Below are 25,921 nucleotides of genomic sequence, written 5' to 3'. Positions count from 1 at the left end.
ATCGGCGCCTTAGCCTGTCAAACAGCGAGCGCGGTCAGGCGCTCTCCTCGAACACGCCGATCTTGCGGAACTTCTCGTAGCGCTCGGCGACCAGCTCCTCGGGCGTGCGCGAGCGGAGCTCCCAGAGGGCGTCCCGGAGCGGGCCGCGGAGGTTCTCGGCCGTCCCCTCCCAGTTCCGGTGGGCGCCGCCGGTCGGCTCGGGCACGATGCCGTCGATGACACCGAGCTTGAGCAGATCTGGCGCCGTGATGCGCATGAGCGCCGCGGCCTCGGGCGCTTTCGTGGCCTCGCCCCAGAGGATGGCCGCGCAGCCCTCGGGGGAGATGACGGAGTAGATCGCGTGCTCGAGCATCAGGACGCGATTCGCCACGCCGATGGCGAGGGCCCCGCCGCTCCCCCCTTCGCCCGTCACGACGCAGACGATCGGTGTGCCCAAGCCGGCCATCTCTCTCAAGTTGCGCGCGATGGCTTCGGCCTGGCCGCGCTCTTCCGCGCCGAGCCCCGGGTAAGCGCCGGGCGTGTCGATGAACGTGATGATGGGCTTGCGGAACTTGGCCCCGAGCTCCATGAGGCGCAGGGCCTTGCGGTATCCCTCGGGGTGCGGCATGCCGAAGTTGCGCGCGATGTTCTCCCGGGTGTCGCGCCCCTTCTGATGGCCGATGGCCACGACCGGGTCGCCCTCGAAGCGCGCGAGCCCACCCACGATGGCCTTGTCGTCGCCGAAGACGCGATCTCCGTGCAGCTCGACGAAATCCTCGAGGAGAAGGCGGAACAGGTCGAGCGTGTGGGGCCGCTTCGGATGCCGGGCGAGCTGGGCCCGCTGCCACGGGGTCAGGCCGCCGTAGACCTTCTGCTGGAGGCGCTTCAGGCGCTCATCGAGACGGCCGATCTCGTCGCGCGCGGCCTGCGCGTCGTCCGAGGCGCGGAGCTCTGCGATACGGTTCTCGAGCTCCAGGAGCGGCCGCTCGAACTCAAGCTCTTCCGGCATACTCGACGAGTATACTGCCCGGCCCGAGCAGGCTTTCGATTTTCGCCACCAGCTCCGGCTCCGGCGCGACCGACAGCCCCTTGGCGCGCACCACGACCTCCTGGTCCGCCAGCAGCACGTGCACGAACACCGGCGTGGGCCCCGGGTGCGCCTCGCAGATTGAGCGGACGGAAGCGAACGTCTCATCGGGAACGCCGGGGGGGCCACCGGGACCCGCGTGCACGCGAATTCTACAGGTGTGCGCCGCTTCATCGGCCCCCCTGACAGCCGACGGCCCCGCGTCCGACCCATTGCGGGCTGTGGTCCCGCCGTTCTCCCCCGCCCGCGCGCCGGCGATCGTAGCCTCGTCGAGTGGCTTGACTTCCTCGGCCAGCACGACGCGCCCCTTGTCGCTGTCGTCGATACGGCCGCGCACCAGCACGGGGCCCCGATGTCTCAACGCGACGGAGCAGGCACGATAGGGCTCGGGGAAGACCGTCAGCGGCACCGAGCCGTCCACCAGCTCCAGCGTGGCGAAGGCCATGCGGTTGCCGCTCTTGGTCGCGTTCTCCGTCAGCGCGCCGACCAGGCCCAGCAGGAGCACCCGGGAGGCCGCGGGCCGCGCCGCCAGCTCGAGGGCCGACACGGTCTTGAGCCGAGCAGCGAGGTCGCGGTAGTCGTCGAGTGGGTGGCCGGTTAGGTAGAAACCCAGCACCTCCTTCTCGGCCGCCAGCAGCTCCTCCCTCGGCCACTCGGGCACCTGCGCGACGGCGGCGAGCGGGGTCGCGGCGGCCGCTTGCCTCGGACTGGACGATCCTTCGAAGAGCGGGCCTTCGAAGAGCGAGCCTTGTCCCTCGTCGCGGTCCCGCTGGCTGCGCTGACCGGCTTCCATGGCCTGGTCGAGGCTCGAGAGGAGCCCAGCCCGCGTGCCGCCGAGCGAGTCGAACGCGCCGGCCTTGATGAGGCTCTCCACCACCCGGCGGTTCACGAGCCTGAGATCGACGCGGGCGCAAAAGTCGCCGAGCGATGAAAAGCGCCCCGCCTCGTTCCGGGTCTTGACGATGGACTCGATGGCCAACCCGCCGACGTTCTTTATGGCGGCCAGGCCGAAGGGGATCGTCTCGCCCACCACGGTGAAGCGCGCCCCTGAGACATTGACATCGGGGGCCTCGACCCGCAGCCCCATGCTCCGGCACTCCTCCATGTACTGGACGATCTTGTCCGTCTTCTCCATTTCGGACGTGAGCAGGGCGGCCATGAACTCGACGGGATGGTTGGCCTTGAGGTACGCGGTCTGGTAGGCGACGAGCCCGTAGCAGGCCGCGTGCGACTTGTTGAAGCCGTAGCCGGCGAACTTCTCGATGAGGTCCCAGACCCGTTCGGCCTTGCGCCCGTCGATCTCGTTGGCGCGGCAGCCCACGAGGAACTTCGCCTTCTGCGCGGCCATGAGCTCGCGGTCCTTCTTGCCCATGGCCTTCCGGAGCGTGTCGGCCTCGCCGAGGGTGAAGCCCGCGAGCTCGGCCGCGAGCCCCATGACCTGCTCCTGGTAGACCATGATCCCGTACGTCTCCCGGAGGTGCTTCTCCATGAGCGGGTGTTCATAGGTGATCGGCTTGCGGCCGTGCTTGCGGTCGATGAATTCAGGGATGAGCTCCATCGGCCCGGGGCGGTAGAGCGCGACCATCGCGATGATGTCCTGGATCCGCGTGGGCTTGAGGCTCTTGAGCGCGTCCCGCATCCCTGCGGATTCCAGCTGGAAGACGCCGAACGTCCTGGCCTCCGAGAGGATCTGGTAGGCCCGCGCGTCGTCGAGGGGCAGCGCCTCGGGGTCGAGCTGGAGGCCCTTGGACTCCTTGACGAGCCGAACCGCGTCCGCGATCACGGTAAGCGTGCGGAGACCGAGGAAATCCATCTTCAGCAGGCCCAGCTTCTCGATGGGGCCCATCGCGAAACCGGTGATCAGCTCGGGCCGCTTCGGATCCTTGTAGAGCGGCACCCGCTCCATCAGCGGCTCGTCCGAGATGACCACGGCCGAGGCGTGGACCGAGGCGTGCCGCGTGCACCCCTCGAGGGTCCGCGCCACGGCCCAGAGCTCTCCCACGCGCGGGTCGCGCTTGACCTGCTCGGCCAGCGCCGGCACCTTCTCGAGCGCCTCGTCCAGGGTGATGTTGAGGGGGAAAGCAGGTACCAGCTTCGCGATCCGATCGGCCTCGCCGAAGGAGAACCCCATCACCCGCGCGACGTCACGGATCACCGCCTTGGCGCCCATCGTGCCGAACGTAATGATGTGGGCGACCCGATCCGAGCCGTAGCGCTCCGCGACGTAGCGGATCACCTCGTCACGACGGTCGTCGGCGAAGTCGATGTCCATGTCGGGCATGGAGACGCGCTCGGGGTTGAGAAAGCGCTCGAACAGGAGCCCGTAGCCCACCGGGTCGACGTTGGTAATGCCGAGACAGTAGGCGACGAGCGACCCCGCGGACGAGCCGCGCCCGGGGCCGACCGCGATGCCCTGCCGCCGCGCGAATGTGATGAAGTCCCACACGACGAGGAAGTAGCCCGAGAAGCCCATCTTGGACACGATCGAGAGCTCGTAGCGGAGCCGCTCTACCACGGCGTCGGCGGGCGATCCGCCGTAGCGCCGCGTGAGTCCCTCGAAGGCCAGGTGCTCGAGGTAGGAGTCGAGCGTGTGGCCGGCCGGCACGTCGTACTTCGGCAGGTGGAACTGCCCGAAGGCGAGCTCCAGGTCGCAGCGCTCGGCGACGGCGAGCGTATTGCGATAGGCTTCCGGCAGGTCCTTGAAGACGGCGCGCATCTCGTCGGCTGACTTGAGGTAGAACTCCTCGGTCGAGAAGCGCCACCGGTTCGGGTCGCTCATGCTCGACCCCGTCTGGATGCAGAGCAGCGCCTCGTGGGCCTTCGCGGCGCCTGCGTCAACGTAATGCGAATCGTTGGTGCCGCAGAGCGGCGCGCCCAGCTCCCCGGCGATCTTGACCGTACCTTCGGTCACCCGCGACTGCTCTTCTATCCCATGCGACTGGACCTCCATGAAGTAGAAGTCCTTGCCGAAGACCTCCTGGTACCAGCCGGCCGTCTCGCGGGCCTTGGCGTCCTCCCCGGCCGAGAGCAGGCGGCTCACCTCGGAGTTCAGGCAGCCCGAGAGGACCAGCAGGCCGTCCGAGTGCTGAGCCAGCAGCTCGCGGTCCACGCGCGGCTTGTAGTAGAAGCCCTCGAGGTAGGCCTTGGAGACGAGCCTGATCAGGTTGCGGTAACCCGCCTCGTTCCTGACCAGCACCGTCGCGTGGCTCGCGCCCTCGTAGCCGCCGTCCTGCCCCGACCGCTCGAAGCGGCTGCCGGGCGCCACGTAGAGCTCGCAGCCGACGATGGGCTTGACGCCGGCGCTCTTGCAGGCCGTGTAGAAGTCGATGGCGCCGAACAGGTTGCCGTGGTCGGTCAGGGCGAGGGCCGGGAAGCCGAGCTCGGCGGCCCGCGCGATGAGGCCGACGTCCTTCTCCTTCTTCCCCTGCCCGTCCACCCGCTCGACCTTCTCGAGCTGGGCCGCGCCGTCGAGAAGGCTGTACTCCGAGTGGACGTGGAGGTGAACGAAGTCGGCGCGCGGTGCGCCGGCCTTTGCGGAGTCTCTTACTCCCATTCGATGGTGCTGGGGGGCTTGGAGGAGATGTCGTAGACGACGCGGTTGACGCCCTTGACCTCGTTGATGACCCGCGAGGAGATGCGGGCGAGCAGCTCGTAGGGCAGCCGCGCCCAATCCGCCGTCATGGCGTCCTGGCTGGTCACCGCCCGGAGCGCGATGACCTGGGCGTACGTGCGGAAGTCGCCCATGACCCCGACGGTCCGCACCGGCAGCAGCACGGCGAACGCCTGCCAGACCTCGCGCTCGAGCCCGGCGCGCCGGACTTCCTCTTGCACGATCGCGTCGGCCTCGCGGAGGACGGTGAGGCGCTCTTCGCTCACCTCGCCCAGCACGCGAATTGCGAGCCCCGGCCCCGGGAAGGGCTGGCGCCAGATGATCTCCCCCGGCAACCCGAGCAGGCCGCCCAGTTCCCTGACCTCGTCCTTGAAGAGCTCACGGAGCGGCTCGATGAGCTTGAACTTCATGTCGGGGGGAAGCCCGCCCACGTTGTGGTGCGTCTTGATGGTGGCCGAGGGCCCCTTGAAGGACACCGACTCGATGACGTCGGGATACAGCGTGCCCTGCGCGAGCCAAGGGATCTCGCCGAGCTTCCGCGCCTCCTCCTCGAAGACGGCGATGAACTCGTTCCCGATGCGCTTGCGCTTGATCTCCGGATCCGTGACGCCGTGTAAACGGTCAAGAAATCGTTTGCTTGCATCTACATGGATGAGATTGATCTTGAAGGCATCTTTGAACGTGGAGACGACGGACTCGACCTCGCCATGTCTCAGGACACCGTTGTCCACGAAGAGGCAGGTCAGCTGCTCCCCTATGGCCTTGTGGAGGAGTACCGCGACCACCGAGGAGTCCACGCCTCCCGAGAGCGCGCACAGGACACGGTCCCGCCCCACGGTCTTCCGGATCGCCGCCACCTCCGTGTCGATGAAGGAGGCCATGGACCAGTCGCCCTTGGCGCCGCATGCCGCGAGGAAGTTCCGGAGCACCGTCTTGCCTTGGTCCGTGTGCGCCACCTCAGGGTGGAACTGGACGCCGTAGAGCTTGCGGTCGGCATCCGCCATGGCCGCCACGGGACAGTTGTCGGTGGAACCGAGCCGCACGAAGCCCTGGGGCGGCTTCATCACGGTATCCCCGTGGCTCATCCACACCCGGACGCGGCCGGCCGCCGAAGGCCGCATCCCGTCCAGCAGCCCTCCGCCGGCCTCGAGCAGGAAGTCCGCCGGGCCGTACTCGCGCCGCTCCGCCGGCACGACCTCTCCACCGAGGAGGTAGCCCATGGCCTGCATGCCGTAGCAGATGCCGAGAATGGGGATGCCGGCCTCGAAGAGGCGCTTGTCGGGCAGCGGGGCGCCGTCGTCGTAGACGCTCGATGGGCCGCCCGAGAGAATGATCCCCTTGTAGCCGGCGGCCAGCAGCTTCTCCACGGGCTCCGTGCAGGGGACGATCTCGGAATAGACGGACAGCTCGCGGACACGGCGGGCGATCAGTTGAGCGTACTGCGCGCCGAAATCCAGGACGCAAATTTTATCCATCGGGACTCCGGGCGAGAATCACTTCACACAACTTGGGTAGCATCGGGGGCGCCGTCGGGGGCGCCGTCCCTCGAATCTTTCCCGGGCGGCGCGGGCGCAACGGCCGCTCCGCTATCTGGGCGTGCCGAGCTTCTGGGCGCGCTGGAACACCTTGCCTTCCGTCTTGATGGACGGGGCGATGATGAGCTCGGTCTGCTGCAGCTCCTTGATGCTCATGGCGCCCACCGAGCCCATGCACGTGCGGATCGCGCCGACCAGGTTCAGCGTGCCGTCCTCGGTGAAGGCGGGACCGAAAAGGATCTGCTCGAGCGGACCCGACACCCCGACCCGGATGCGCGTCCCGCGCGGCAGGTTCGAGTGCGGCGTCGCCATTCCCCAGTGGTACCCGCGCCCCGGCGCCTCCTGGGCGCGCGCGAAGGCCGATCCGATCATGACCGCGTCGGCGCCCGAGGCCAGGGCCTTGCAGATGTCGCCACCGGTGGTCATGCCGCCGTCGGTGATGATGGGCACGTAGCGCCCCTTCCGCTTGTAGTAGAAGTCCCGGGCGGCGGCGGAGTCGGCTGTGGCCGTCACCTGCGGGACGCCGACCCCCAGCACCTCGCGGCTGGTGCATGCGGCGCCGGGCCCCACGCCGATCAGCAGCGCGTCGGCCCCGCACTCCATCAGCTCGAGGCAGGCCTCGTACGTGACCGTGTTGCCGATGATGAGGGGGATCGACAGGTGCTTCTTGAGCTCGCGGAGATCCACCGGCGTGTACTCGCTGGCGACGTGGCGCGCGGTTGTGACCGTGGACTGGACCACGAAGAAGTCCGCGCCGGCCTCCTCGGCGATCTTCGCGAAGCGCTCGGCCCGCTGCGGGATTGCCGACACCATGACGGGCCCGCCGCCCTTCTTGATCTCCGAGATCCGCTTGTGGATCAGCTCTTCCTTGATGGGCTCGCCGTAGATCCCTTGGATGATCCTGGTCGCTTCTCCGAGGCTCGCGGAGGTGATCCGGTCGAGGACCTCGTCCGGGTTCTCGTAGCGCGAGAAGATGCCCTCGAGGTTGAGCACTGCGAGCCCGCCGAGGCGGCCCATCTCGATGGCGAGCTTGGGGCTGACGACGCCGTCCATGGCCGCTGCGATGATGGGGATCTGAAAGTTGCGGCCGCAGAGCTCCCACGAGATGTCCACCTCGTTGGGATTGATGGTGATCGCTCCTGGAGCCAGCGCGATGTCGTCGAAGCCGTATGCCGCCCGAGCCTTGCGCCCGCGCCCCACCCACATGCCCATGCGCTGTCGTCCTCTCCGGACCCGAGTGGCCCTGCCGCACCCCACCAGGCCCCGTATATAGGGAGCCGCCGGCCCGACCCTACCGTATTTAGGGGGAGTATACGAGCGTCACCACCACCTGTCAACCCTGCGTCGACGCGCGCCGCGGTTCCTGAGGATTTGCGCGCTCCCAGATCGCCCGCAGGCCCTCGAGAGTCAGGTCCGGGTTGACCAGATCGATGGTGCGCGCGACGCCCCGCAGTTGGCCGGCCAGCCCGCCCGTGGCGACCACCTTGATGGGCCCGCCCATCTCGGCGCGCATGCGGTCGACGAGGCCGTCCACCAGCCCCGCCCAGCCGTACATCACGCCCGACTGGATGTTGGTGACGGTGTTCCGCCCGATCGCCTCCTTCGGCTGAAGCAGCTCGACGCGGTAGAGGCGCGCCGCGCGCGAGATCAGCGCTTCGGAGGCGGTGACGAGGCCCGGGGCGATGGCTCCGCCGATGAACTCGCCCCGCGCGTTCACGCAGTCGAACGTGGTTGCCGTGCCGAAGTTGACCACGATGAGCGGCGAGCCGTAGAGCGTGACGCCGCCCACGATGTCGCAGATGCGGTCGGCTCCGACCTCCTGCGGCGCTTCCACGGCGAGCGGCACCGTGTCGCTCCTGCCCGGCTCCACGCTGAACGGCTGCACCCCGAAGTAGGCGTCGGACATGGCCTCGAGCGTCTGCTGCACGGTCGGCACCACGTTCGAGATGGCCACGCCCGTGATGCGCTGCTGCTCGATGCCGCGCGTGCTGAGGAGCGTCTGGATGAAGACGCCGTACTCGTCGGCCGTCTGCTCGCGCCGCGTCGTCAACCGCCACGACACGAGCAGCCGCGGCCCGCTGAAGACGCCGATCTTGGTGTTGGTGTTGCCGACTTCAATGACCAGCAGCATGGACCGCCTCCGTCGTAACCTCGCCCGCGACGACCCGCACCGTTTCGCCGCTGTCCGTCCGGAGCAGCAAGGCGCCGTCGGCAGCGAGGCCCACCGCGACGCCCTCGCGCCCGTCCGCCGCGCGCGCGCGGCGGCCGATGCCTTGAGCGCGCGCGAGCCAGGCTGGGAGGAGCGCGTCGAGCCCTCCCTCGACGAAGTGCCTGTAGCAGCCCTCGAGCCCGGCCAGGACCGCCTGCAGCATCGCCTCGACAGCGTGCTGGCGCCCGGTCTCGATCCGCACCGAGGTCGCGAGCGTCCGTATCGACGCCGGGAAGTCGCGCTGGTTGACGTTGAGCCCGATCCCCAGGATCACGTGCTCGATCGTACCCTCGCGCGCGGTCACCGCCTCGGGCAGCATGCCGCAGATCTTTCGCTCCCCGACCATGACGTCATTGGGCCAGCGGATCGTGGCCGTCACCCCGGCCGTTCCGAGCGCATCGACGACCGCCACGGCCGCGACCAGCGACAACTGCGGAGCCAGGCTGGGGGGAATCGGCGGCCTCAGCACGATGGACACGAGGAGGCTTTCGCCCGGGGCGTCGAGCCACTCGCGGCCGCGCCGGCCCCGCCCCGCGCTCTGGTGCGTCGCCGTCACCACCGTCCCCTCGGGGGCGCCGGCCGCCGCCAACCGGGCCGCCTCGCCCTGGGTGGACGCGACTTCGCTCAGGCGGTGGATGGTGTGTCCGAGGGCCCGCGACGGCGCGCGCGTCGTCACTGAAGCGCGGCCAGGCTCGCGGTGAGCTTTTCCAGGATCTGTCCCTGCTCGGCGAGCCGCTCGCGATCGCGCGCCACGACGTCGGCCGGCGCGCGCTCGACGAAGTCGGGGCGGCCCAGCTTGCCCTCGAGAAACGCGATCTCCTTGCGCGCTTTCTCAATTTCTTTGTGGAGTCGTTGCTTTTCGGCGGCGAAGTCGACGAGACCAGCAAGCGGCACCGCTACGTCACCACTGGCAGTCGCGACGATAGCTGACTGAGGAGGGAGTTGCCCGCCGCGGATTATGACGATCTCGGCCCTTGAGAGACTCCCGATTATGGCTGCACCGCTCTCAGTCGCGCTCGCAATGCTCGCTGATGCAGGCCTAATCACGACTTTCACTGTTGCGGAGGGAGGGATACGACTTTCACTCCTGACAGTTCGGATGGCACTCACATCGTCGAGAATAGGTGCCATGGCTGTCTCGGCGGCTTGGTCCCGTCCCTTGCGAGTGGCCTTCGGGAAGGGCGCTACCATAATCGAGTCGCCTTTATGAGGCAACCGCTGCCAGATCTCCTCCGAGATGAAGGGCATGAACGGGTGCAGCAGGCGGAGAGTTACCTCAAGAGTCTCGGCGAGGGTCCGCTGCGTCACCGCTCGTTCGATAGGATCGTTGCTTTTGTACAAGCTCTGTTTGGCGATCTCGAGATACCAGTCGCAGAACTCGCTCCAGACGAACTGGTATACGGCCATGGCCGCATCATTGAAGCGGAAGGTATCGAGCGCCTTCCGAACGGCGGCCGTCGTGGCATTCAGGCGGCTCGTGATCCACCGGTCGGCGATCGAGGGCTTCCCTTTCCGCGCGAGGGCCGGATCATAGCCGTCGAGGTTGGTCAGCACGAAGCGCGACGCGTTCCAGATCTTGTTGGCGAAGTTTCGATAGCCTTCGATCCACTCCTCGCTGATACGGATGTCTCGTCCGAGGCCGGCGAGGGCGGCCAGGGTGAACCGGAAGGCATCGGTGCCGAACTTTTCCATGACGACCACGGGATCGGCCACATTGCCCTTGGACTTCGACATCTTCTGTCCTTCGGCGTCGCGGACGATCGCGTGCAGATACACGTCGCGGAACGGGACATCGTCCATGAAGTGCATGCCGAGCATGATCATGCGCGCGACCCAGAAGAACAGAATGTCGGGCCCCGTGATCAGGACATCCGTCGGGTAAAAGGTCTTGAGATCCGGCGTCTGCTCGGGCCAGCCCAGTGTCGAGATGGGCCAGAGCCCGGAGGAGAACCAGGTGTCGAGCACGTCGGGATCCTGGCGAAGCGGGCCGCCGCACTTGGGACACTCGGTCAGGTCGGTGCGCGAGACGTGCACGCTGCCGTCCGCGTCACAGTACCAGGCGGGAATGCGGTGGCCCCACCAGAGCTGGCGCGAGATGGTCCAGGGCCGGATGTTCTCCATCCAGTGGTAGTAGGTCTTGATCCAGGTGCGCGGGTGGAGCTTGATTCGGCGCCCCCGCACGGCCTTGATGGCGACGTCGGCCAGCGGGTTGACGTTGACGTACCACTGGCGGGAGATCAGCGGCTCCACGACTGTCTTGCAGCGATAGCAGACGCCCACGGCGTGCCGGTACGGCTCGATGCGCTCGATCAGGCCCAGAGCCTGCATGTCCTCCACGATGCGCTTGCGGGCGTCGAAGCGGTCGAGCCCGGCATACTTGCCCGCCTCCGCCGTCATCCGCCCATCGAAGCCGATGACCGTCCTCGTGGGCAGCTTGTGACGCCGCCCGATCTCGAAGTCGACGGCGTCGTGGCCGGGCGTGACCTTGATGACGCCTGTTCCGAACTTCGGATCCACGGCGGTGTCGGCGACCACCTTGAGGGTGATGGTTCCGTCGACCGACGGGACCTCGAGCGTCTTCCCCACATACTTGGCGTAGCGCTTGTCCTTCGGGTGGACCGCCACCGCGGTGTCGCCCAGCTTGGTCTCGGGACGGACGGTCCCGAGCGTGAGCGGGCCATACTTGATGTAGACGAACTCCCCGTCGCGCTCCTCGCGCTCGACCTCGAGGTCCGAGAGCACCGTCTGGCAGCGCGGGCACCAGTTGACGATGTAGTCGTCCTGGTAGATCAGGCCTTCCTCGTGGAGGCGGACGAACGTCTCCCGAACGGCCCGGCTCAATCCCGCGTCCATCGTGAACCGCTCGCGCGACCAGTCGCAGGAGGCGCCCAGGCGCTTGAGCTGGCGGATGATGTTTCCGCCCGACTCCTCCTTCCACGTCCAGGCCATCTCGAGGAAGGTTTCCCGGCCGATGTCGTGCCGCGTCTTACCTTGGGCGGCCAGCCGGCGCTCGAGGATCACGTGGACGGCGATGGAGGCGTGGTCGGTGCCGGGCACCCAGAGCGCGTTGAAGCCATCCATCCGCTTGTAGCGGATGAGGATGTCCTGCAGCGTGTTGTTGAGCGCGTGTCCCCAGTGCAGCGAGCCGGTGACATTGGGCGGGGGAATGACGATGCAGTAGGGCTTCTTCGCTGAGGCGGCGGCGGCGTGGAAGAGCCCGCGCGACTCCCACTCGCGGTACCAGCGCGACTCGACGCTGCTCGGGTCGTAGCGGTCCGCGATTTCAACCATGGTAGCCCATCATTCTAGCACGGGGGCTGCGCCGGTCAGGCGCCAGCCGGACGCCCCGCGGCTCCACCAGAGCGACCACGGCGCGCGCCGGCCGTCCGGCAGCGGCGCGGCCGCCGCGACGACGGCGGTGCCGGGCGTGTCGGGGTTCTGGGAGTCGCAGGCGGCCTCCGCCAACAGCCCGACCGGCAGCCTGGCGCGGAGAGCGACGTCGGGGGCCAGCTCCGCGAGCGCCTTGCGGTCTCCCGACGCGAGCGCGGAAAAGAAGCGCGTCGCCGAGCGCCCGAGCTCCCTGTGCCAGCCGTTGAAGAGCTGGCGGCTCACGAGCGTGAGGCCCCCGCCGGGATCGGCCCGATAGCGGTCCTCCTGCTCGGCCTGGACGTCGCAGCCGGGCTTCCAGCCCGGGTAACGGACCTCGTGCCGAAGGTTGACACGGCCCGGTTTGACGTCGACCTGCGAGACCCAGAGCCCTTCGGGATAGCGCTCGGCGCTCCTCCACACCGCGAAGACGACCCCGTCTCGAACGCGCCAGAGCTCGAGCCTGAGCGGCCAGCTTCCCCACCCCGTCGCCGTGCCCGACCAGCTCACGAGGATCTCCGCGCCGCCTCCGGCCGGGGCGGCCCACGGGTACACCTCCGGCACGCCGTCTTCCTGCCACGCCCGGAGGAGCGCCGGCTTTCCCTTCGCGGAACCATAGAGCCGCACCGAGTTGCTCACGCCCTTTGCCGAGAGACGGAAGCGCCCCGCGAGAACTCCGCCGCCGAGGGGATCGATACGCAGCGACGCGCCGCCCCACGTCTCGGCGAATGCGTCGAGGCGCTCACGGATGAACTCCACCGACGCGAACGGGCCGCCGACCTGCAGGCTGTCCAGCACCTCGCCGTCCAGGAGCGCGTCCATCTCGGCCTGCGACGCCGGGTCGAGCGCCCCGCCCGTGTCCTCGACGACGGACAGGCGCGTCGCGGCGATCTCCCGAAAGCGCTCGAGCCGGTCGCCGGCGGGGCCGGCCCACGCCGGGGCGGCCGCGGCCCATGCTGTGGCGGCAGCCACGAGGACAAGGGCCAGTCCGATGAAGGGCGGGGCGGGCATGGCGCCATCGTACAATGGAGGGGCATGCTCAGGGTCCTCGACCGGTACATGATCAAGGATCTCGCCCCGCCCTTCGCCCTGGCCGTGGGCGTGCTGACCTTCTTCCTGGTCATCGACCGCGTCTACCAGCTGACCGATCTCGTCATCACCAAGAGCGTCCCCTTCCACTTCGTGCTCGGCCTCCTGCTCTTCATGCTGCCCGGCGTTCTCGCGCTCACCGTGCCGATGGCGCTGCTGGTCTCCGTGCTGCTGGTCTGCGGCCGTCTCGCCGGCGATCTCGAGGTGGCGGCGCTCAAGGCCTCGGGCGTGAGCCCGCTCAGGCTCTTCCGACCCTTCATGGGCTTCGCGGTCGTGGTCAGCGGCGCCGTCGCGACGCTGACCCTCCTGATCGCGCCCGCGGCGAGCGGGGCCTTTCAGAACCAGCTCTTCCAGATCCTCCAGACCAAGGCCACCACGGGCATGAAAGAGCGCACCTTCACCGCCTCCTTCAGCCAGATGGTCATGTACGTGGACGACATCAGCGCCTCGCAGGTCGCCCTGCGTGGCCTCCTGGTCTCGGACGAGCGCGACCCCAAGCTGTCCCGGATCATCCTTGCGCGCGAGGGGCGTCTCTTCTCCGACTCGAAGAACCGCCGCGTGACCATGCGGTTCATCGACGGCTCCGTCAGCGAGACCGATACGGGCGACGCGCGGCGCTTCCGCCTCACCGCGTTCAGCCTCTACGACCTCAACCTGCCCCTCGACAACCCCCAGCGGGCGGCTGAGCGCATCGAGAAGCCCGAAAAGGAGATGTCGCTCCAGGTGCTCCGCGAGACCATCGCCGATCTCAAGCGCCAGGGGCAGATCGTGACGCCGTTCCAGGTCGAGCTGCACAAGCGCTTCTCCCTGCCCGTGGCTCCCCTCGTCTTCATCCTCGTCGGCTTTCCCCTCGGCATCCGGACCCAGCGTGGCGGTCGCGCTCTGGCGCTCGGGTTGAGCTTGGGCGTCGTCGTCCTGTACTACGTCATCCACACCTTCCTCGAGGGCATGGCCCTGCGCGGCCGCATCCCCGCCGGCGTGGCGATGTGGCTGCCGAACGCGATCTTCGGCGCGGTCGGGCTCGGGCTCCTTCACGGCGCCACAGCGGGCACCCCCGCGTCCTGGAGACGCCTCTTCTGGCGCCTCCGCGCAGCCATGCCCCGCGGCTTCCGCAGCGTCTTCCCCAAGCGGCCCGCGGTGCAGCGCGTGAGCGCTCCCGCGGCGCGTGCGCGCGGGCCGCGGGCCTCGACCTACATCATCGACCGCTATCTGGTCGGCCAGTACCTGACCTTCCTCCTGACCGGAACGGTCGTGGTGGCGGTCCTCGTCCTCGTGGTCGACCTGATCCAGTACCTCGACCGGTTCCTCCGGGCAAAGCCGCCGTTCATCTACATCGTCCAGCACCTCTTCTACCGGCTGCCCGGCTCGCTCTACGAAGGACTGCCCCTCGTCGTCCTGGTCTCGACCGTCTTCCTCTTTCTGACGCTGACGCAGCAGCGCGAGCTCGACGCGCTCAAGGCCTCCGGCATCAGCCTCTACCGGGCCAGCCTGCCCGTCCTCCTGGTGGCCTTCTGCATCAGCCTCGCCGCGGGCCTCGTGCAGGAGACGGTGCTCCCGGGCATCAACGCCAAAGCGGAAGAGATCGACCGCGTCAAGATCCGCGGCAACCAGCCCCGGCACCTCCAGCGCCAAACACAGATCTGGTACCGCTCTTCCGACACGCGCTACCTGCGCATGGAGCTGCTGGACCCGATCGCGCGCTCGCTCGAAGGCCTGCTCGTGGTCGACATCAGCCGGGACTTTCGTCTGGTGGACCGCCTGGACGCCGGCAGGGCGGTCTGGACCGGCGAGGCCTGGATGCTGAGTAACGGCGTGTTCCGGCAGGTCGGCCCAGGCAACCAGGTCACGGTCGATGCCTTCACGGAAAGGCTGGTCAGCATGCCTGAGCAGATCAACGACCTGATCCAGGTGCAAAAGGCGCCGGAGACGATGAGCTTCCTGGAGCTGCGCGGTTACATCACCCGACTCGCGGAGACCGGGCACCAGGTCGGGAAGTACCTCGTCCAGCTCGACTCGAAGCTCTCGTTCCCGCTGGTGCACGTGATCATGGCGCTCGTGGCGATTCCCTTCGCCCTGGCGTCACCGCGCAGCGGCGGGCGCGGCGTCGGCATCGCGGTGGCCATCCTGATCTCGGTGGGCTACTGGGTGGTGAACTCCGTGGCGATCGCCTTCGCCAAGGCCGAGCTCCTGCCGCCCATGCTCGGCGCCTGGACGGCGAACATCATCTTTGCCGGGCTCGGCGCGGCGCTCTTCCTCCGCGCCCGCACCTGACCAGCAGGCCGCCGAGAAGGGCCCATCTGCTTCGTTGGCGCCCTCGGCCGCACGCTCAACGTAGAGAGACTACGCTTCGCGTGCGGCCCTTCGGGCGCCGCCTCGCATCTGGACCCTTCTCGCCGTCCTGCTAGCGCGATTCGCGGAGCTGGCGGAGCGTGTCCTCAAGCTGCTTCTGCGCCTGTCCGTAGGCCGTCCAATCGCCGCGCTTGAGCGCATCCTGCCCCCGCTGCCACAATTCCCAGGCTCTCTGGACGAGCCCGATCATTGCAGCCGGCGCCCCCAGCGCGGGCTTGCCATCGGCGCCGCGCGCCGGCGCCGGCTCGTCACCGCGGATGCGGCCGCCGAAAATGCGCTGGAGCGACTGCTCGAGCGTCGGCTCCATGGCGATCTGGTTTCCGAAGGCGACGATGACCCGACGGAGCTCCGGCAGCGCCCCCTGCTCAGCCGAGAGATAGATCGGCTGGACGTAGATCAGCGAGCCCTCGATCGGGATGGCCAGGAGCGATCCGCGGAGCACGCGCGAGCCCTGCTGGTTCCAGAGCGAGAAGGCGGCCGAGATCACGGGGTCCTGGTTCACGCGGGCGTCGATCTGGCGCGGCCCGTAGACGAGCTTCTGCTTGGGGAAGGTGTAGGCGATGAGCGAGCCGTAGTTGGGCGCATCCGAGCGCGCCGCGATGATCGCGATCATGTTGTCGCGGCGGGCCGGGTTGAAGCCCGAGAGCAGAACGAACTCTTCCGTCTTTTCCCCCGGCAATCGCATGATGGTGAAGTACGGCTCCATCTCGCGCTCCCGTCCGTCGGACGTGAGGCGCGGAACGGTCCAGAGGTCCTCCTTGTTGTAGAAGACCTGCGGATCCTGCATGTGGTACGTGCCGTACATCTTCGCCTGGAGGCTGAAGAGATCCTCCGGATAACGCACGTGCGGCCGCAGATCGGCCGGCATACGCTCGAGCGGGGTGAAGAGCCCGGGGAAAGCCCGCGCCCATGTGCGGACCAGGGGGTCCTTGGGGTCGGCAACGTAGAAGACCATGGTCCCGTCGAACGCGTCCACGGTCACCTTGACGGAGTTGCGGATGTAGTTGAGGCCGCGCTCGGGCTGGGCGTAGGGGTATCGGTCCGTCGTGGTGTAGCCGTCCACGATCCACACCAGCCGCCCGTCACCCGTGACGACGAGGTAGGGGTCGTTGTCGAAACGGATGAAGGGTGTCGCCTGTCGCACACGATCACCGACCCGCCGGTACATCATCACCCGGCTCTCGGCGCTGAGGTCATCCGAGAGCAGGATCTTGATCTCGCCGAACCGGATGGCAAACGCCAGCTTCCGCAGGAACCTGTCAACGGGCACCCCGCCCCGCCCGCTGTAACGCGAGTAGACGTTCTGGTCGCCCGAAGGGTAGTCGAGCTCCTGCGACTTCGTGCGGACGATGACGTACTCGTTGCTCAGCTCGCCGTAGTAGATCTCCGGCCGCGTGATCTTCGGGAATCCCCCCGAGACGTTCGGCGGGATGTCCTTGACGAAGAGATCGGGCAGGCCTTCGGGGGTGATCCGGTTGACCGGCCCCGCCACCAGACCGAAGCCGTGGGTGAACGTCAGGTGCTCGTTGATCCAGACCCGGCTCGGCAGGTGCTGGTAGGACATCTCGCGCGGCGAGAGCATGATCTGCCGGTACTCGCCGTTGACCGTGTACCGGTCCACGTCGACGCCGGCGAACTTATAGTAGGTGCGGATCTCCTGGAGCTGGGCGAAGCTCGTCAGCAGCGGCCGGTGGTCCCAGAGGCGGATGTTCTTGATGGTGAGGCTGTTGCGCTCGATGGCCGCGGACGTCAGCCGGTCTTCAGCGGGAAAGTCCTGCTCCTTGATCGACTCGAGGCCGTAGGCCTGCCGCGTCATGCGGATGTTGTGCTCGATGTACGGCCGCTCGGCGACGAGCTCGTTGGGCGTCACCTGGAAGCGCTGGAGCAGGGACGGCCAGACGCCCAGGCCTCCGGCCCACACCACGCCCAGGACCACGAGGCCCGCCACCAGGAAACCCCACCCTGGCCGGCTGATCTGGAGCACGCACGCGGCCGCGCACAGGAACGCGAGCGCCGTGAGCACGCTCAGCGCGGGAAGCGTCGCGTGCACGTCGGTGTACGAGGCGCCGAAGACCACGCCGCGCGCCGAGTAGACGAGCTCGTAGCGGTCGAGCCAGAACCCCAGGGCGCGCAGGAGCAGCAGCACCGCGCCGAGCCCCAGGAGGTGCGTCCGGGCGCCTGCAGCCAGCCTCGGCCCCTGGCCGGTCAGCACCAGGCTCCTCAGGAGAACGTAGGTCGCGACGCTCAACAGCAGCGTACCGATGACGAGCGTCATCGCACCGCCGTACAGGAAGCGCCAGAGCGGGAGCTCGAAGACGAAGAAGGAGAGATCGCGGCCGAACAGCGGGTCCGCGGCGCCGAAGGGGGTGGCGTTGACATAGCCCACCACCATTTCCCACGAGGCGCCGGCGCGCAGGCCGGAGAGCACGGCGATCACCGCGATGACGGGTAGCAGCAGCCGCCGGATCAGCGGCTCGAGCACCGCCCGGCCGGGCAGCCCGAGCTGGTCGTCGAGCTCCCAGAGGACGTCCGGCGCAGCCGTGCGGGCGGCGACCCAGAGGTTGCCGTACATGAAGAGGAAGACGACGCCGCCGACGCCGAGGAAGAGCCAGCCGCGCAGCGACAGCACGGTCGTGAAGACCTGCGTGAAGCCGACCTCGCGGTACCAGAGCCAGTCGGTGTACAGCGGCACCGCCTGGCCGAACCCCGCCAGGAGGATGAAGGCCAGGACCAGCCAGAAGCCCAAGCGGGGAGAGCGCCGTCCGTTCGCCATGGAGAACCTCCGGCCCCCGGGTGAGCATCCTCCGGGGGCGTCGCGGTCGAATCCGCCTGGGGCGGTTAGGTGCCGTGGGTCCAGGAGGAGAGGTACTCCTCCTGGGCAGGCGTCAGCTCGTCGATCTGGACGTCCATTGACGCGAGCTTGAGCCGGGCGATCTCGAGGTCGATGTCCCGCGGCACGACGTAGACCTTCTTCTCCAGGCTCCGGCCGTGCTTGACGATGTACTCGGCGGACAGCGCCTGGTTGGCGAAGCTCATATCCATGACGGTCGCCGGATGCCCCTCCGCCGCGGCCAGATTGATGAGCCTCCCCTCGCCCAGCACGTAGACCCGCTTGCCGCCGCGCAGGCTGAACTCCTCGACGAAGGGCCGCACCGCGCGCCGCGACTGGGCGAGCTTTCCCAGCGCCTCGAGGTCGATCTCGACGTTGAAGTGGCCGGAGTTGGCCACGATGGCGCCGTCCTTCATCTTCACGAAGTGCTCCTGCCGGATCACCGCCATGTTGCCGGTGACGGTAACGAAGATGTCGCCCACCTCCGCCGCCCGCGGCATCGGCATGACCTGGAAGCCGTCCATCACGGCCTCGAGGGCGCGCATGGGCGCGATCTCGGTAACGATCACGTGCGCGCCCATACCATGGGCGCGCGAGGCGACGCCGCGGCCGCACATGCCGTAGCCCGCGACGACGACGACCTTGCCCGCCAGAAGGACGTTCGTGGCCCGCAGGATGCCGTCGATCGTGGACTGGCCGGTGCCGTAGCGATTGTCGAAGAGGTGCTTGGTGTCGGCATCGTTGACCGCGATCACGGGAAAGGCCAGCACCCCGTCCTTCTCCATCGCGCGCAGGCGGATGACCCCGGTGGTCGTCTCCTCGGTGCCGCCGATCACGTTCTTGACCAGGCTCGTGCCGGCGTTGTGCTCGCCGTGGAGCTGGGAGATGAGATCGGCGCCGTCGTCCATGGTCACCTGCGGCCCGGTCTTGAGCACGGCCTCAAGGTGGCTGTAGTAGCGCTTGTTGTCCTCGCCCTTCTGGGCGAAGACCGGGATGCCGTACTCCTTCACGAGCGCCGCCGCCGCGTCGTCCTGCGTCGATAGCGGGTTCGAGGCGCAGAGCGCAACCTGGGCGCCGCCCGCCTTGAGCGTCATCATGAGCACCGCCGTCTCCGTCGTCACGTGCAGGCACGCGCCGAGTCGCACCCCCTTGAGCGGCAGCTCCTTGGCGAAGCGCTCCCGCACCTGCCGCAGCACCGGCATCGACTGCTCGGCCCACTCGATCTTGAGCTTGCCCGCCGGGGCCAGCGAGAGATCCTTGACGTCGTGCTCGGTCATGCCCCCGTCCTTTCGTCCATGCGATTCACACCGGGACCTGTTCGCTGCCGCGTCGATGCGGGCTCAGATGCCCGCGTCGTCGCGCAGGTCCTTGACCCGGTTCGTGTGTTCCCAGGTGAACTCCGGCTCGCTGCGGCCGAAGTGCCCGTAGGCCGCCGTCTTCTGGTAGATCGGCCGGCGCAGGTCGAGGTATTTAATGATCCCCGCCGGCGTGAAGTCGAAGTGGCGGCGGATCATCTCCTCGAGCTTGGCGTTCGCCACCTTTCCCGTGCCGAAGGTCTCCACCATGATGGAGACCGGGTCGGCGACGCCGATCGCGTATGCCACCTGCACCTGCGCCCGCTCGGCGAGGCCGGCCGCCACGATGTTCTTGGCCACGTGGCGCGCCATGTAGCAGGCCGATCGGTCCACCTTCGTCGGATCCTTGCCCGAGAACGCGCCGCCGCCGTGGGGGCAGGAGCCGCCGTAGGTGTCCACGATGATCTTGCGCCCCGTCAGCCCCGTGTCGCCCATGGGACCGCCGGTGACGAAGCGCCCGGTCGGGTTGATGTGATACGTGATCCGCTTGGGGTCGATCAGGTGCTTCGGAATGGTCGGGATCACGACATGCTCGACCAGGTCCTGCCGGATCTTCTCCAGCGTCACGTCGGGGCTGTGCTGGGTCGAGATGACCACGGTCTCGACCGACACCGGCTTGCCGTCGACGTAGCGCACCGACACCTGGCTCTTGCCGTCGGGCCGGAGGTAGTCGAGCGCGCCGCTCTTCCGCACCGCCGTCAGGCGCTGCACCAGCTTGTGCGAGAGCATAATGGGCAGCGGCATAAGCTCCTCGGTCTCCGTGCACGCGTACCCGAACATCAGCCCCTGGTCGCCGGCGCCCAGCTTGTCCACGCCCATGGCGATGTCGCCCGACTGTTCGTCGATGGCCGTGATCACAGCGCAGGTCTCGTAGTCGAAGCCGTACTTGGCGCGCGTGTAGCCGACCGCCTTGATGGTCTCGCGGGCGATCCTCGGAATGTCCACGTAGCAGGACGTGGTGATCTCGCCCGCCACGACGACAAGCCCGGTGGTCAGGAGCGTCTCGCACGCCACCCGCCCCGTCGGGTCCTGGGCCAGGATAGCGTCCAGGACGGCGTCGGAGATCTGGTCTGCGATCTTGTCCGGATGCCCCTCGGTCACCGACTCCGAAGTGAACAGGTACTCCTCACGCGCCATCGTCTTCCTCCCTGGGGTGTGCCCGTCGTCCAGTGGATGCGGTGCGCGCCGTCTCAGGACGCGCTTGTGGGAGAGTAGCATGGGTGCTCATACCCCTCAAGGGAAATGCCCGCGCGCCGCATCTTCGAGGGCGCGCCGTCAGGCAGCGCGCTCAGCCTGAACCGCGCTTAGTCGGACCGTGGGATCGAGCGCGGGACGATGCGAAGCTCGCCCTCCCACGATCCGCCGGGCGCCAGCGCCAACGGCCAGCTGACAAGGACGGCCGAGCCCTGGTAGATCCGCTCGAATCCGGCTTCGGAGAGCGATACCGTCTCGATCGGCGCCCAGCCGGCGCCGCCCGGGCCGCTCCAGCCGATCTCGACCTCGCAGCCGATCCACTCGTCCACCAAGGTGAGACTCGCCGCGCTCGCGAGCGAGCCGCGCGAGCCCAGAGAGGGCGAGCCCGGGAGCCGGTAGTACCGCCCCGGGGCGTCGCCCGCCGTCAGCGCGAGATTGAGCTGTACGGCCCACGTGCCCTCGAACGCCTCGTCGCCGTGCCACGTGAGGCTGTAGCGGGCGCGGAGCCCGGCGCCTTCCGCTCCGATTCGTATCCGCTTCTCGACGGCGAGCGGCAGGCCGTCGAGGGCCGTCGGGCCGAGCGCGATCTCGACCTCGCCGCTCCGCTCGACGATCTCGCTCGGCATCGGCGTCTCGCCCATCGCTGCCCGCGCCACCGCCCAGGGGGCGAGCGGATCGGGAGGCGCCCCGGGAGCGAAGACCCCGTCGAGGAGCGACGCGCGCCTGAACGGGTCGTAGTCGAGCAGGTCTGCTAAGCCCTCTTCCTTGGACCCCGGAGCCGCGTGGATAGTCGTGACTAGGCCGCCGCCCGACACGGCCGCGCTCTCCTTGACGCGGCCGTGGTACATCTCGCGACGTCGGGTGAACACCCCGGCTATATCGAGATCGCGCGGGCGGAAGGCGAGCTCCGTCACCGTGCCGCCCGCTTCCGGGCGGAGCGTCACGCAGAGCTCGGGCGTGCGCACCCTGAGCTCGGCGCGACCGTCGCCGTCCACGTCGTCGCGCGCCCAGGAGAGCGCCGGAGCGCCCAGCACATCGTCGAGCCGCCGCTCAGCGGCCAGGAGCGCGCTCCCAACGGCGCGCCGGAGGTGCGGCAGGTAGCAGCCGCCGAAGACGCCGTGCCAGTAGGCGTCATTGCCCTGGCCGCGCCAGAGGTCTTCGCGCGCGGCGGCAAGGCGCGGGTCGTCCGGGCGCCGCGCCAGCGCGTCGTGGAGCCGCTCCGACAGGCGCAGCATGCGCCGGTACGCGTCGCCCGTCTCCGGATACTTCACGAGGAAATTGCGCCAGAAGCCGCCCCGGAGGAGCCGCGCCAGGCGTAGGCCGTCGGGCAGCGCCAGGAGCCGCCGGCGCGCCTCTTCGAGCTCCTCGCCCATGGCGGCGGGCAGCGCCCACTCGCCCATCTCGGTGTAGGAGGCCGTGGGCAGGTACACGCGTCCGGCCGCCGGCGCCGCGTCGAGCCAGGCCGAGAAGGTGGAGAGCGTGATACCCGGCGCTTCGGCGAGTGCCTCGAAGAAGCGCGCGAGCCACCCCTCGTCGTAGGCCAGGCGGTGAGTGCCGGGCCACACGCCGAACTTCTCGCCGTCGTCGAAGAGCGTCACCGCTCCCGAGCCCCGCCGCTCACCGAGATACCGGATGGTCTCCGCCGGCTCGGCGAAGGGCACGAGGTAGCGCAGCCGTTGGCTGATGGGAAAGACGGCGACCGTCGCGCCTTGCTCCTCCGTCAGATAGTAACCGCCCAGCGACTCAGGCTCGAGGCCGGCCAAGGCGAAGTGCGCGTCGTCCAGGACCACGAACTCGACGCCCGCCCGCCTGAGTGCCTTCGGCATGTGCGGCTCCCAAACCCTCTCGGCCAGCCACATGCCGCGAGGCTTCACACCGAAATTCTCGCGCAGGAACTCGCTCAGCGCCTGGATCTGGCCCACCTTGTCCGCGTCCGGGAGCATGGACAGGATGGGCTCGAAGAAGCCGCCCGTCAGAAGCTCGATGCGGCCATCGGTCGCGAGCCGGCCCAGGAGGTCGAAGGTCGGCCGTGCCCGCTCGCGGAGGAAGGCCAGGAGGCCTCCCGAGCAGTGCACGGTCAGGACGACGCCGGGAACGGCGCGCGCGGCTTCGAGGAACGGGTGGTACGCCGACTGCGCGGCGTCCAGGATGACCGAGTCGAAGTTTCCGGCGGGCTGGTGGTTGTGGACCCCGAAGAGGAAGCGAAGGCCCTCACTCACGGTCGATGTCCCGGTGCCGCACCACGGGCGCCAGGCCCGCGCCCTCAAGGGAGCGCCGAAGCAGCTCCACGAGGGTCACCGAGCGGTGGCGGCCTCCGGTGCACCCCAGGGCGACCGTCAGGTAGGCCTTGCCCTCCCGGCGGTAGAGCGGCAGGAGGAAGCGCAAGAGGTCCTCGATCTTCGCCAGCAGCTGGCGGCTCTCCTCGAACGACATCACGAACTCTTCCACCGGGGCGTCGCGGCCGTCGAGGCGCTTGAGGCCCTCCACGAAGTGCGGGTTCGGCAGGAAGCGGACGTCGAAGACGAGGTCGGCGTCGTAGGGCGCCCCGTGCTTGAAGCCGAAGGACATGAGCGAGACCGTCAGCGCGTCACGCGGCCCCTGGGGCCCGTAGCCCTCGACCAGGCGCTCCTTGAGCTGGTGGACCGAGAGGCCCGTGGTGTCGATGATCTGGTCCGCGCTCTCGCGCAGGTTGGCGAGCGCCCGGCGCTCCGCGCGGATGCCCTCGAGGACGGTCCCGCCAGCGGCAAGGGGGTGGCGGCGGCGCGTCTCCTGGTAGCGCCGCACGAGGGTCTCCTCCGCCGCCTCGAGAAAGACCACCTCGGGCTTGTGCCCCTGGGCGCGGAGCTCGGCGAGCGTCTCCATCAGGTGGGCGAGGTACTCGCCCTCCCGGATGTCCACCCCGAGGGCGATCAGGCGCATGTCGCGGCTCGAATGCGCGCAGAGCTCCGCGAAGGTCGGGATCAGGGTCGTCGGCAGGTTGTCCACGCAAAAGTAGCCGAGGTCCTCGAGGCACTTGATCGCGAAGCTCCGGCCCGCGCCCGACATGCCGGTGATGATCACGAACCGCAGCGCCGGGACGGCCGCGGGCTCGGGTCCGCTCACCGCGGTCACCGCTTCTTGGGCGTGAAACGCCGCTGGTGGGAGGGCATGATGCCCAGCTCCTCCCGGTACTTGGCGACGGTCCGTCGCGCGATGTTCAAGCCCTGCCCCCGGAGCACCTGGGCGACCTCCTGGTCGGAGAGCGGCTTGCCCGAGGCCTCCGCAGCGACCATGTCGCGGATCTTCTTCTTGATCGAGACGGAGGAGACCATCTCGCCGCTGTCCGAGGCGATCCCGCTGTGAAAAAAGTACTTCAGCTCGAACAGCCCCTGCGGCGTCTCGACGTACTTGTTCGTGGTGACGCGGCTGATGGTGGACTCGTGCATCCCGATGTCCTCGCCCACGTCGCGCAGCGCGAGCGGCCGCAGGTGGGCGATGCCCCTGTCGAGGAAGTCGCGCTGGAACTTGACGAGGCTCTGCGTCACCTTCCGGAGCGTCCGCTGGCGCTGCTCGACGCTCTTGATGAGCCACACGGCGGAGCGGAGCTTCTGCTCCACATATTGCTTGGCCTCGCCGTCCGAGCGGCGAAGAAGCGAGCGGTACAGCGCGTTGACCCGGAGGCGCGGGATGCCCTCCTCGTTGAGCACGACGACGTAGTCCTCGCCCACCTTGTGGATCGAGACGTCGGGGGCGATGTAGCGCTGGTCGGAGACCGCGAAGCGGCGGCCGGGCTTGGGCTCGAGCGCCTGGATCTCCTCCACCGACTCCATGACGCGGTCGAGCGGCAGCTTGAGCGCCCGCGCGATCTCCGTGTAGCGGCGCCGCTCGAGGTCCTCGAAGTGCTTCTCGACGATCTCGACGGACACGGGGTCGGGCTCGGAGTCGGCCGTCAGCTGGAGGAGCAGGCACTCGTGCACGCTGCGGGCGCCCACGCCCGTCGGGTCGAACCCCTGCACCAGCCGGAGGGCCTGCTCCACCTCCAGGACGGTGGCGCCCATGCCGAGGGCGATCTCGTCCACGTCCGCCCGGAGGTAGCCGTCGTCGTCGATGTTGCCGATGATGCCCTCGCCGATGGCGACGGTCCGCGGATCGTCGGTCGCCCAGCGCAACTGCTCGTTCAGGTGCTCGTCGAGAGAAGTGCCCGTGCGGCCCAGGTTCTCGAACGGCAGGTCCTCCCGCTCCTCCGTGGACACGGGCGTCCGCTCGTCGGGCTCGTCGAAGACCGCCTGTGTCAGGTCGAAGGGCAGCTCGTCGGCCCGCTCGCCGTCCACGGAGCTGGTCTCCTTGGACACGGGCTCGACGGGCGCGGGGGCGGCCTCCATCTCCGGCGCTCCGGGTTCGGTCGGGGCCTGCGCGTCCGCGTCCACGTCCTGCGTCTCCTCCGGCAGCTCCTCCAGGAGCGGGTTCTCCTCGAGCTCTTTGCGCACGACCTGCTCGAGCTCGAGCGTGGAGAGCTGCAGCAGCTGGATCGCCTGCTGGAGGAGCGGGGTCATCACGACCCGCTGGGTCTGGCGAAGGGACAGGCGCATGGGTTAGACGGTCCGGGCGGGCCGCATCAGAGCGAGAATTTCTCGCCGAGGTAGATCTCGCGTGCCTTGGGGTTGTTCGCCAGCTCGCTGGCCGTGCCGGAGGCCAGGATCTTGCCGTTGTGCAGGATGTACGCGCGGTCCGTAATCGCGAGCGTCTCCCGGACATTGTGGTCGGTGATCAGGACCCCGATGCCGCGGTCCTTGAGCCGGCCGACGATCTCCTGGATGTCGCCGATGGCGATCGGGTCGATGCCGGTGAACGGCTCGTCGAGGAGCAGGTACCGCGGGTTCGTGACGAGCGCGCGCGTGATCTCGAGGCGCCGCCGCTCGCCGCCCGAGAGCGTGTAGGCCTTGTGCCGCGCGAGCCTCGTCAGATCCAGCTCGGCCAAGAGGACCTGGAGCTTGGCCTGGCGTTCGTCGTGGGAGAGGTCGAGGGTCTCCAGGATGGCCAGCAGGTTCTCTTCGACGGTCAGCTTGCGGAACACCGACGATTCCTGAGGCAGGTAGCCCATGCCCAGCCGGCAGCGCTTGTACATGGGCAGGTCCGTCACTTCGCGCCCTTCGAGATAGATCCGGCCGCCGTCGGCCCGGAGGAGCCCGACGATCATGTAGAAGGACGTCGTCTTGCCGGCGCCGTTGGGCCCGAGGAGCCCCACGACCTCGCCCCGCTGGATGTCGAGGCTGACCCGGTCCACGACGAGCCGGTTCCTAAACCTCTTCCTCAAGCCCTGGGCTATCAGGCCTTCCATA

Annotated in this window: 16 protein-coding genes; 1 reads left to right on the top strand and 15 read right to left on the bottom strand. The window is 68.5% G+C overall.

Annotated elements, in window-relative coordinates; genetic code table 11:
• Positions 1-34 precede the first annotated feature (34 nt).
• The 8 genes from Q7W02_02175 to Q7W02_02140 all read right to left on the bottom strand — a co-directional run bounded on the left by Q7W02_02175 (position 35) and on the right by Q7W02_02140 (position 12,797).
• The gene (locus Q7W02_02175; GenBank protein MDO8474997.1) at positions 35-988 is read right to left on the bottom strand and encodes an acetyl-CoA carboxylase carboxyltransferase subunit alpha; all 954 of its coding nucleotides are present in this window, start codon (positions 986-988) and stop codon (positions 35-37) included.
• Positions 972-4,619, bottom strand: a complete 3,648-nt coding sequence (dnaE, locus tag Q7W02_02170) for a DNA polymerase III subunit alpha (GenBank protein MDO8474996.1) — start codon at positions 4,617-4,619, stop codon at positions 972-974. Before dnaE ends, Q7W02_02175 begins: the two co-directional genes overlap by 17 nt.
• Positions 4,610-6,151 (bottom strand): glutamine-hydrolyzing GMP synthase, encoded by a 1,542-nt coding sequence (guaA, locus tag Q7W02_02165; GenBank protein MDO8474995.1) that lies wholly within the window; start codon positions 6,149-6,151, stop codon positions 4,610-4,612. Before guaA ends, dnaE begins: the two co-directional genes overlap by 10 nt.
• Before the next feature lie 111 nt (positions 6,152-6,262).
• A complete protein-coding gene (locus Q7W02_02160; GenBank protein ID MDO8474994.1) occupies positions 6,263-7,423 on the bottom strand; it encodes a GuaB3 family IMP dehydrogenase-related protein in 1,161 nt (386 codons plus the stop codon).
• 121 nt (positions 7,424-7,544) lie between these two features.
• Positions 7,545-8,342, bottom strand: coding sequence for a type III pantothenate kinase (locus Q7W02_02155; protein ID MDO8474993.1), 798 nt, complete (start codon positions 8,340-8,342; stop codon positions 7,545-7,547).
• Entirely contained in the window at positions 8,326-9,096 is a 771-nt protein-coding gene (locus Q7W02_02150; protein MDO8474992.1) for a biotin--[acetyl-CoA-carboxylase] ligase, read from the bottom strand. Before Q7W02_02150 ends, Q7W02_02155 begins: the two co-directional genes overlap by 17 nt.
• Positions 9,093-11,711: a valine--tRNA ligase gene (locus tag Q7W02_02145; protein ID MDO8474991.1), complete on the bottom strand. Its 2,619-nt coding sequence runs from the start codon at positions 11,709-11,711 to the stop codon at positions 9,093-9,095. The genes Q7W02_02150 and Q7W02_02145 overlap by 4 nt, the downstream gene beginning before the upstream one ends.
• Positions 11,712-11,720: 9 nt before the next feature.
• Positions 11,721-12,797 carry a hypothetical protein gene (locus tag Q7W02_02140; GenBank protein ID MDO8474990.1) on the bottom strand — a complete coding sequence of 359 codons (1,077 nt, stop codon included), beginning with the start codon at positions 12,795-12,797 and terminating at the stop codon, positions 11,721-11,723.
• A gap of 24 nt (positions 12,798-12,821) precedes the next feature.
• Here Q7W02_02140 and lptG point away from each other — a divergent pair, with 24 nt between their 5' ends.
• Complete coding sequence (gene lptG, locus Q7W02_02135) at positions 12,822-15,146, top strand: LPS export ABC transporter permease LptG (GenBank protein MDO8474989.1); 2,325 nt, start codon at positions 12,822-12,824, stop codon at positions 15,144-15,146.
• A gap of 130 nt (positions 15,147-15,276) precedes the next feature.
• On the opposite strand, the gene Q7W02_02130 is transcribed toward lptG, so the two are convergent.
• From Q7W02_02130 to lptB, 7 genes are all read right to left on the bottom strand, one after another.
• Positions 15,277-17,997 (bottom strand): UPF0182 family protein, encoded by a 2,721-nt coding sequence (locus Q7W02_02130; protein ID MDO8474988.1) that lies wholly within the window; start codon positions 17,995-17,997, stop codon positions 15,277-15,279.
• Positions 17,998-18,062: 65 nt separating this feature from the next.
• Positions 18,063-19,331 (bottom strand): adenosylhomocysteinase, encoded by a 1,269-nt coding sequence (gene ahcY, locus Q7W02_02125; protein MDO8474987.1) that lies wholly within the window; start codon positions 19,329-19,331, stop codon positions 18,063-18,065.
• 63 nt (positions 19,332-19,394) lie between these two features.
• A complete protein-coding gene (metK, locus tag Q7W02_02120) occupies positions 19,395-20,546 on the bottom strand; it encodes a methionine adenosyltransferase (protein ID MDO8474986.1) in 1,152 nt (383 codons plus the stop codon).
• Between the two features lie 167 nt (positions 20,547-20,713).
• Positions 20,714-22,822, bottom strand: coding sequence for a DUF1926 domain-containing protein (locus tag Q7W02_02115; GenBank protein ID MDO8474985.1), 2,109 nt, complete (start codon positions 22,820-22,822; stop codon positions 20,714-20,716).
• Positions 22,815-23,705 (bottom strand): RNase adapter RapZ, encoded by an 891-nt coding sequence (rapZ, locus tag Q7W02_02110; GenBank protein ID MDO8474984.1) that lies wholly within the window; start codon positions 23,703-23,705, stop codon positions 22,815-22,817. The genes Q7W02_02115 and rapZ overlap by 8 nt, the downstream gene beginning before the upstream one ends.
• Before the next feature lie 5 nt (positions 23,706-23,710).
• Positions 23,711-25,171 (bottom strand): RNA polymerase factor sigma-54, encoded by a 1,461-nt coding sequence (gene rpoN, locus Q7W02_02105; protein MDO8474983.1) that lies wholly within the window; start codon positions 25,169-25,171, stop codon positions 23,711-23,713.
• Positions 25,172-25,197: 26 nt separating this feature from the next.
• Positions 25,198-25,920 (bottom strand): LPS export ABC transporter ATP-binding protein, encoded by a 723-nt coding sequence (lptB, locus tag Q7W02_02100; protein MDO8474982.1) that lies wholly within the window; start codon positions 25,918-25,920, stop codon positions 25,198-25,200.
• Position 25,921: the final 1 nt, after the last annotated feature.

The sequence above is a fragment of the Candidatus Rokuibacteriota bacterium genome (assembly GCA_030647435.1).
Lineage (GTDB): Bacteria > Methylomirabilota > Methylomirabilia > Rokubacteriales > CSP1-6 > AR37.
The sequence above is the reverse complement of the archived record's forward strand: the minus strand, read 5'-3'. Positions and strand labels throughout refer to the sequence as shown.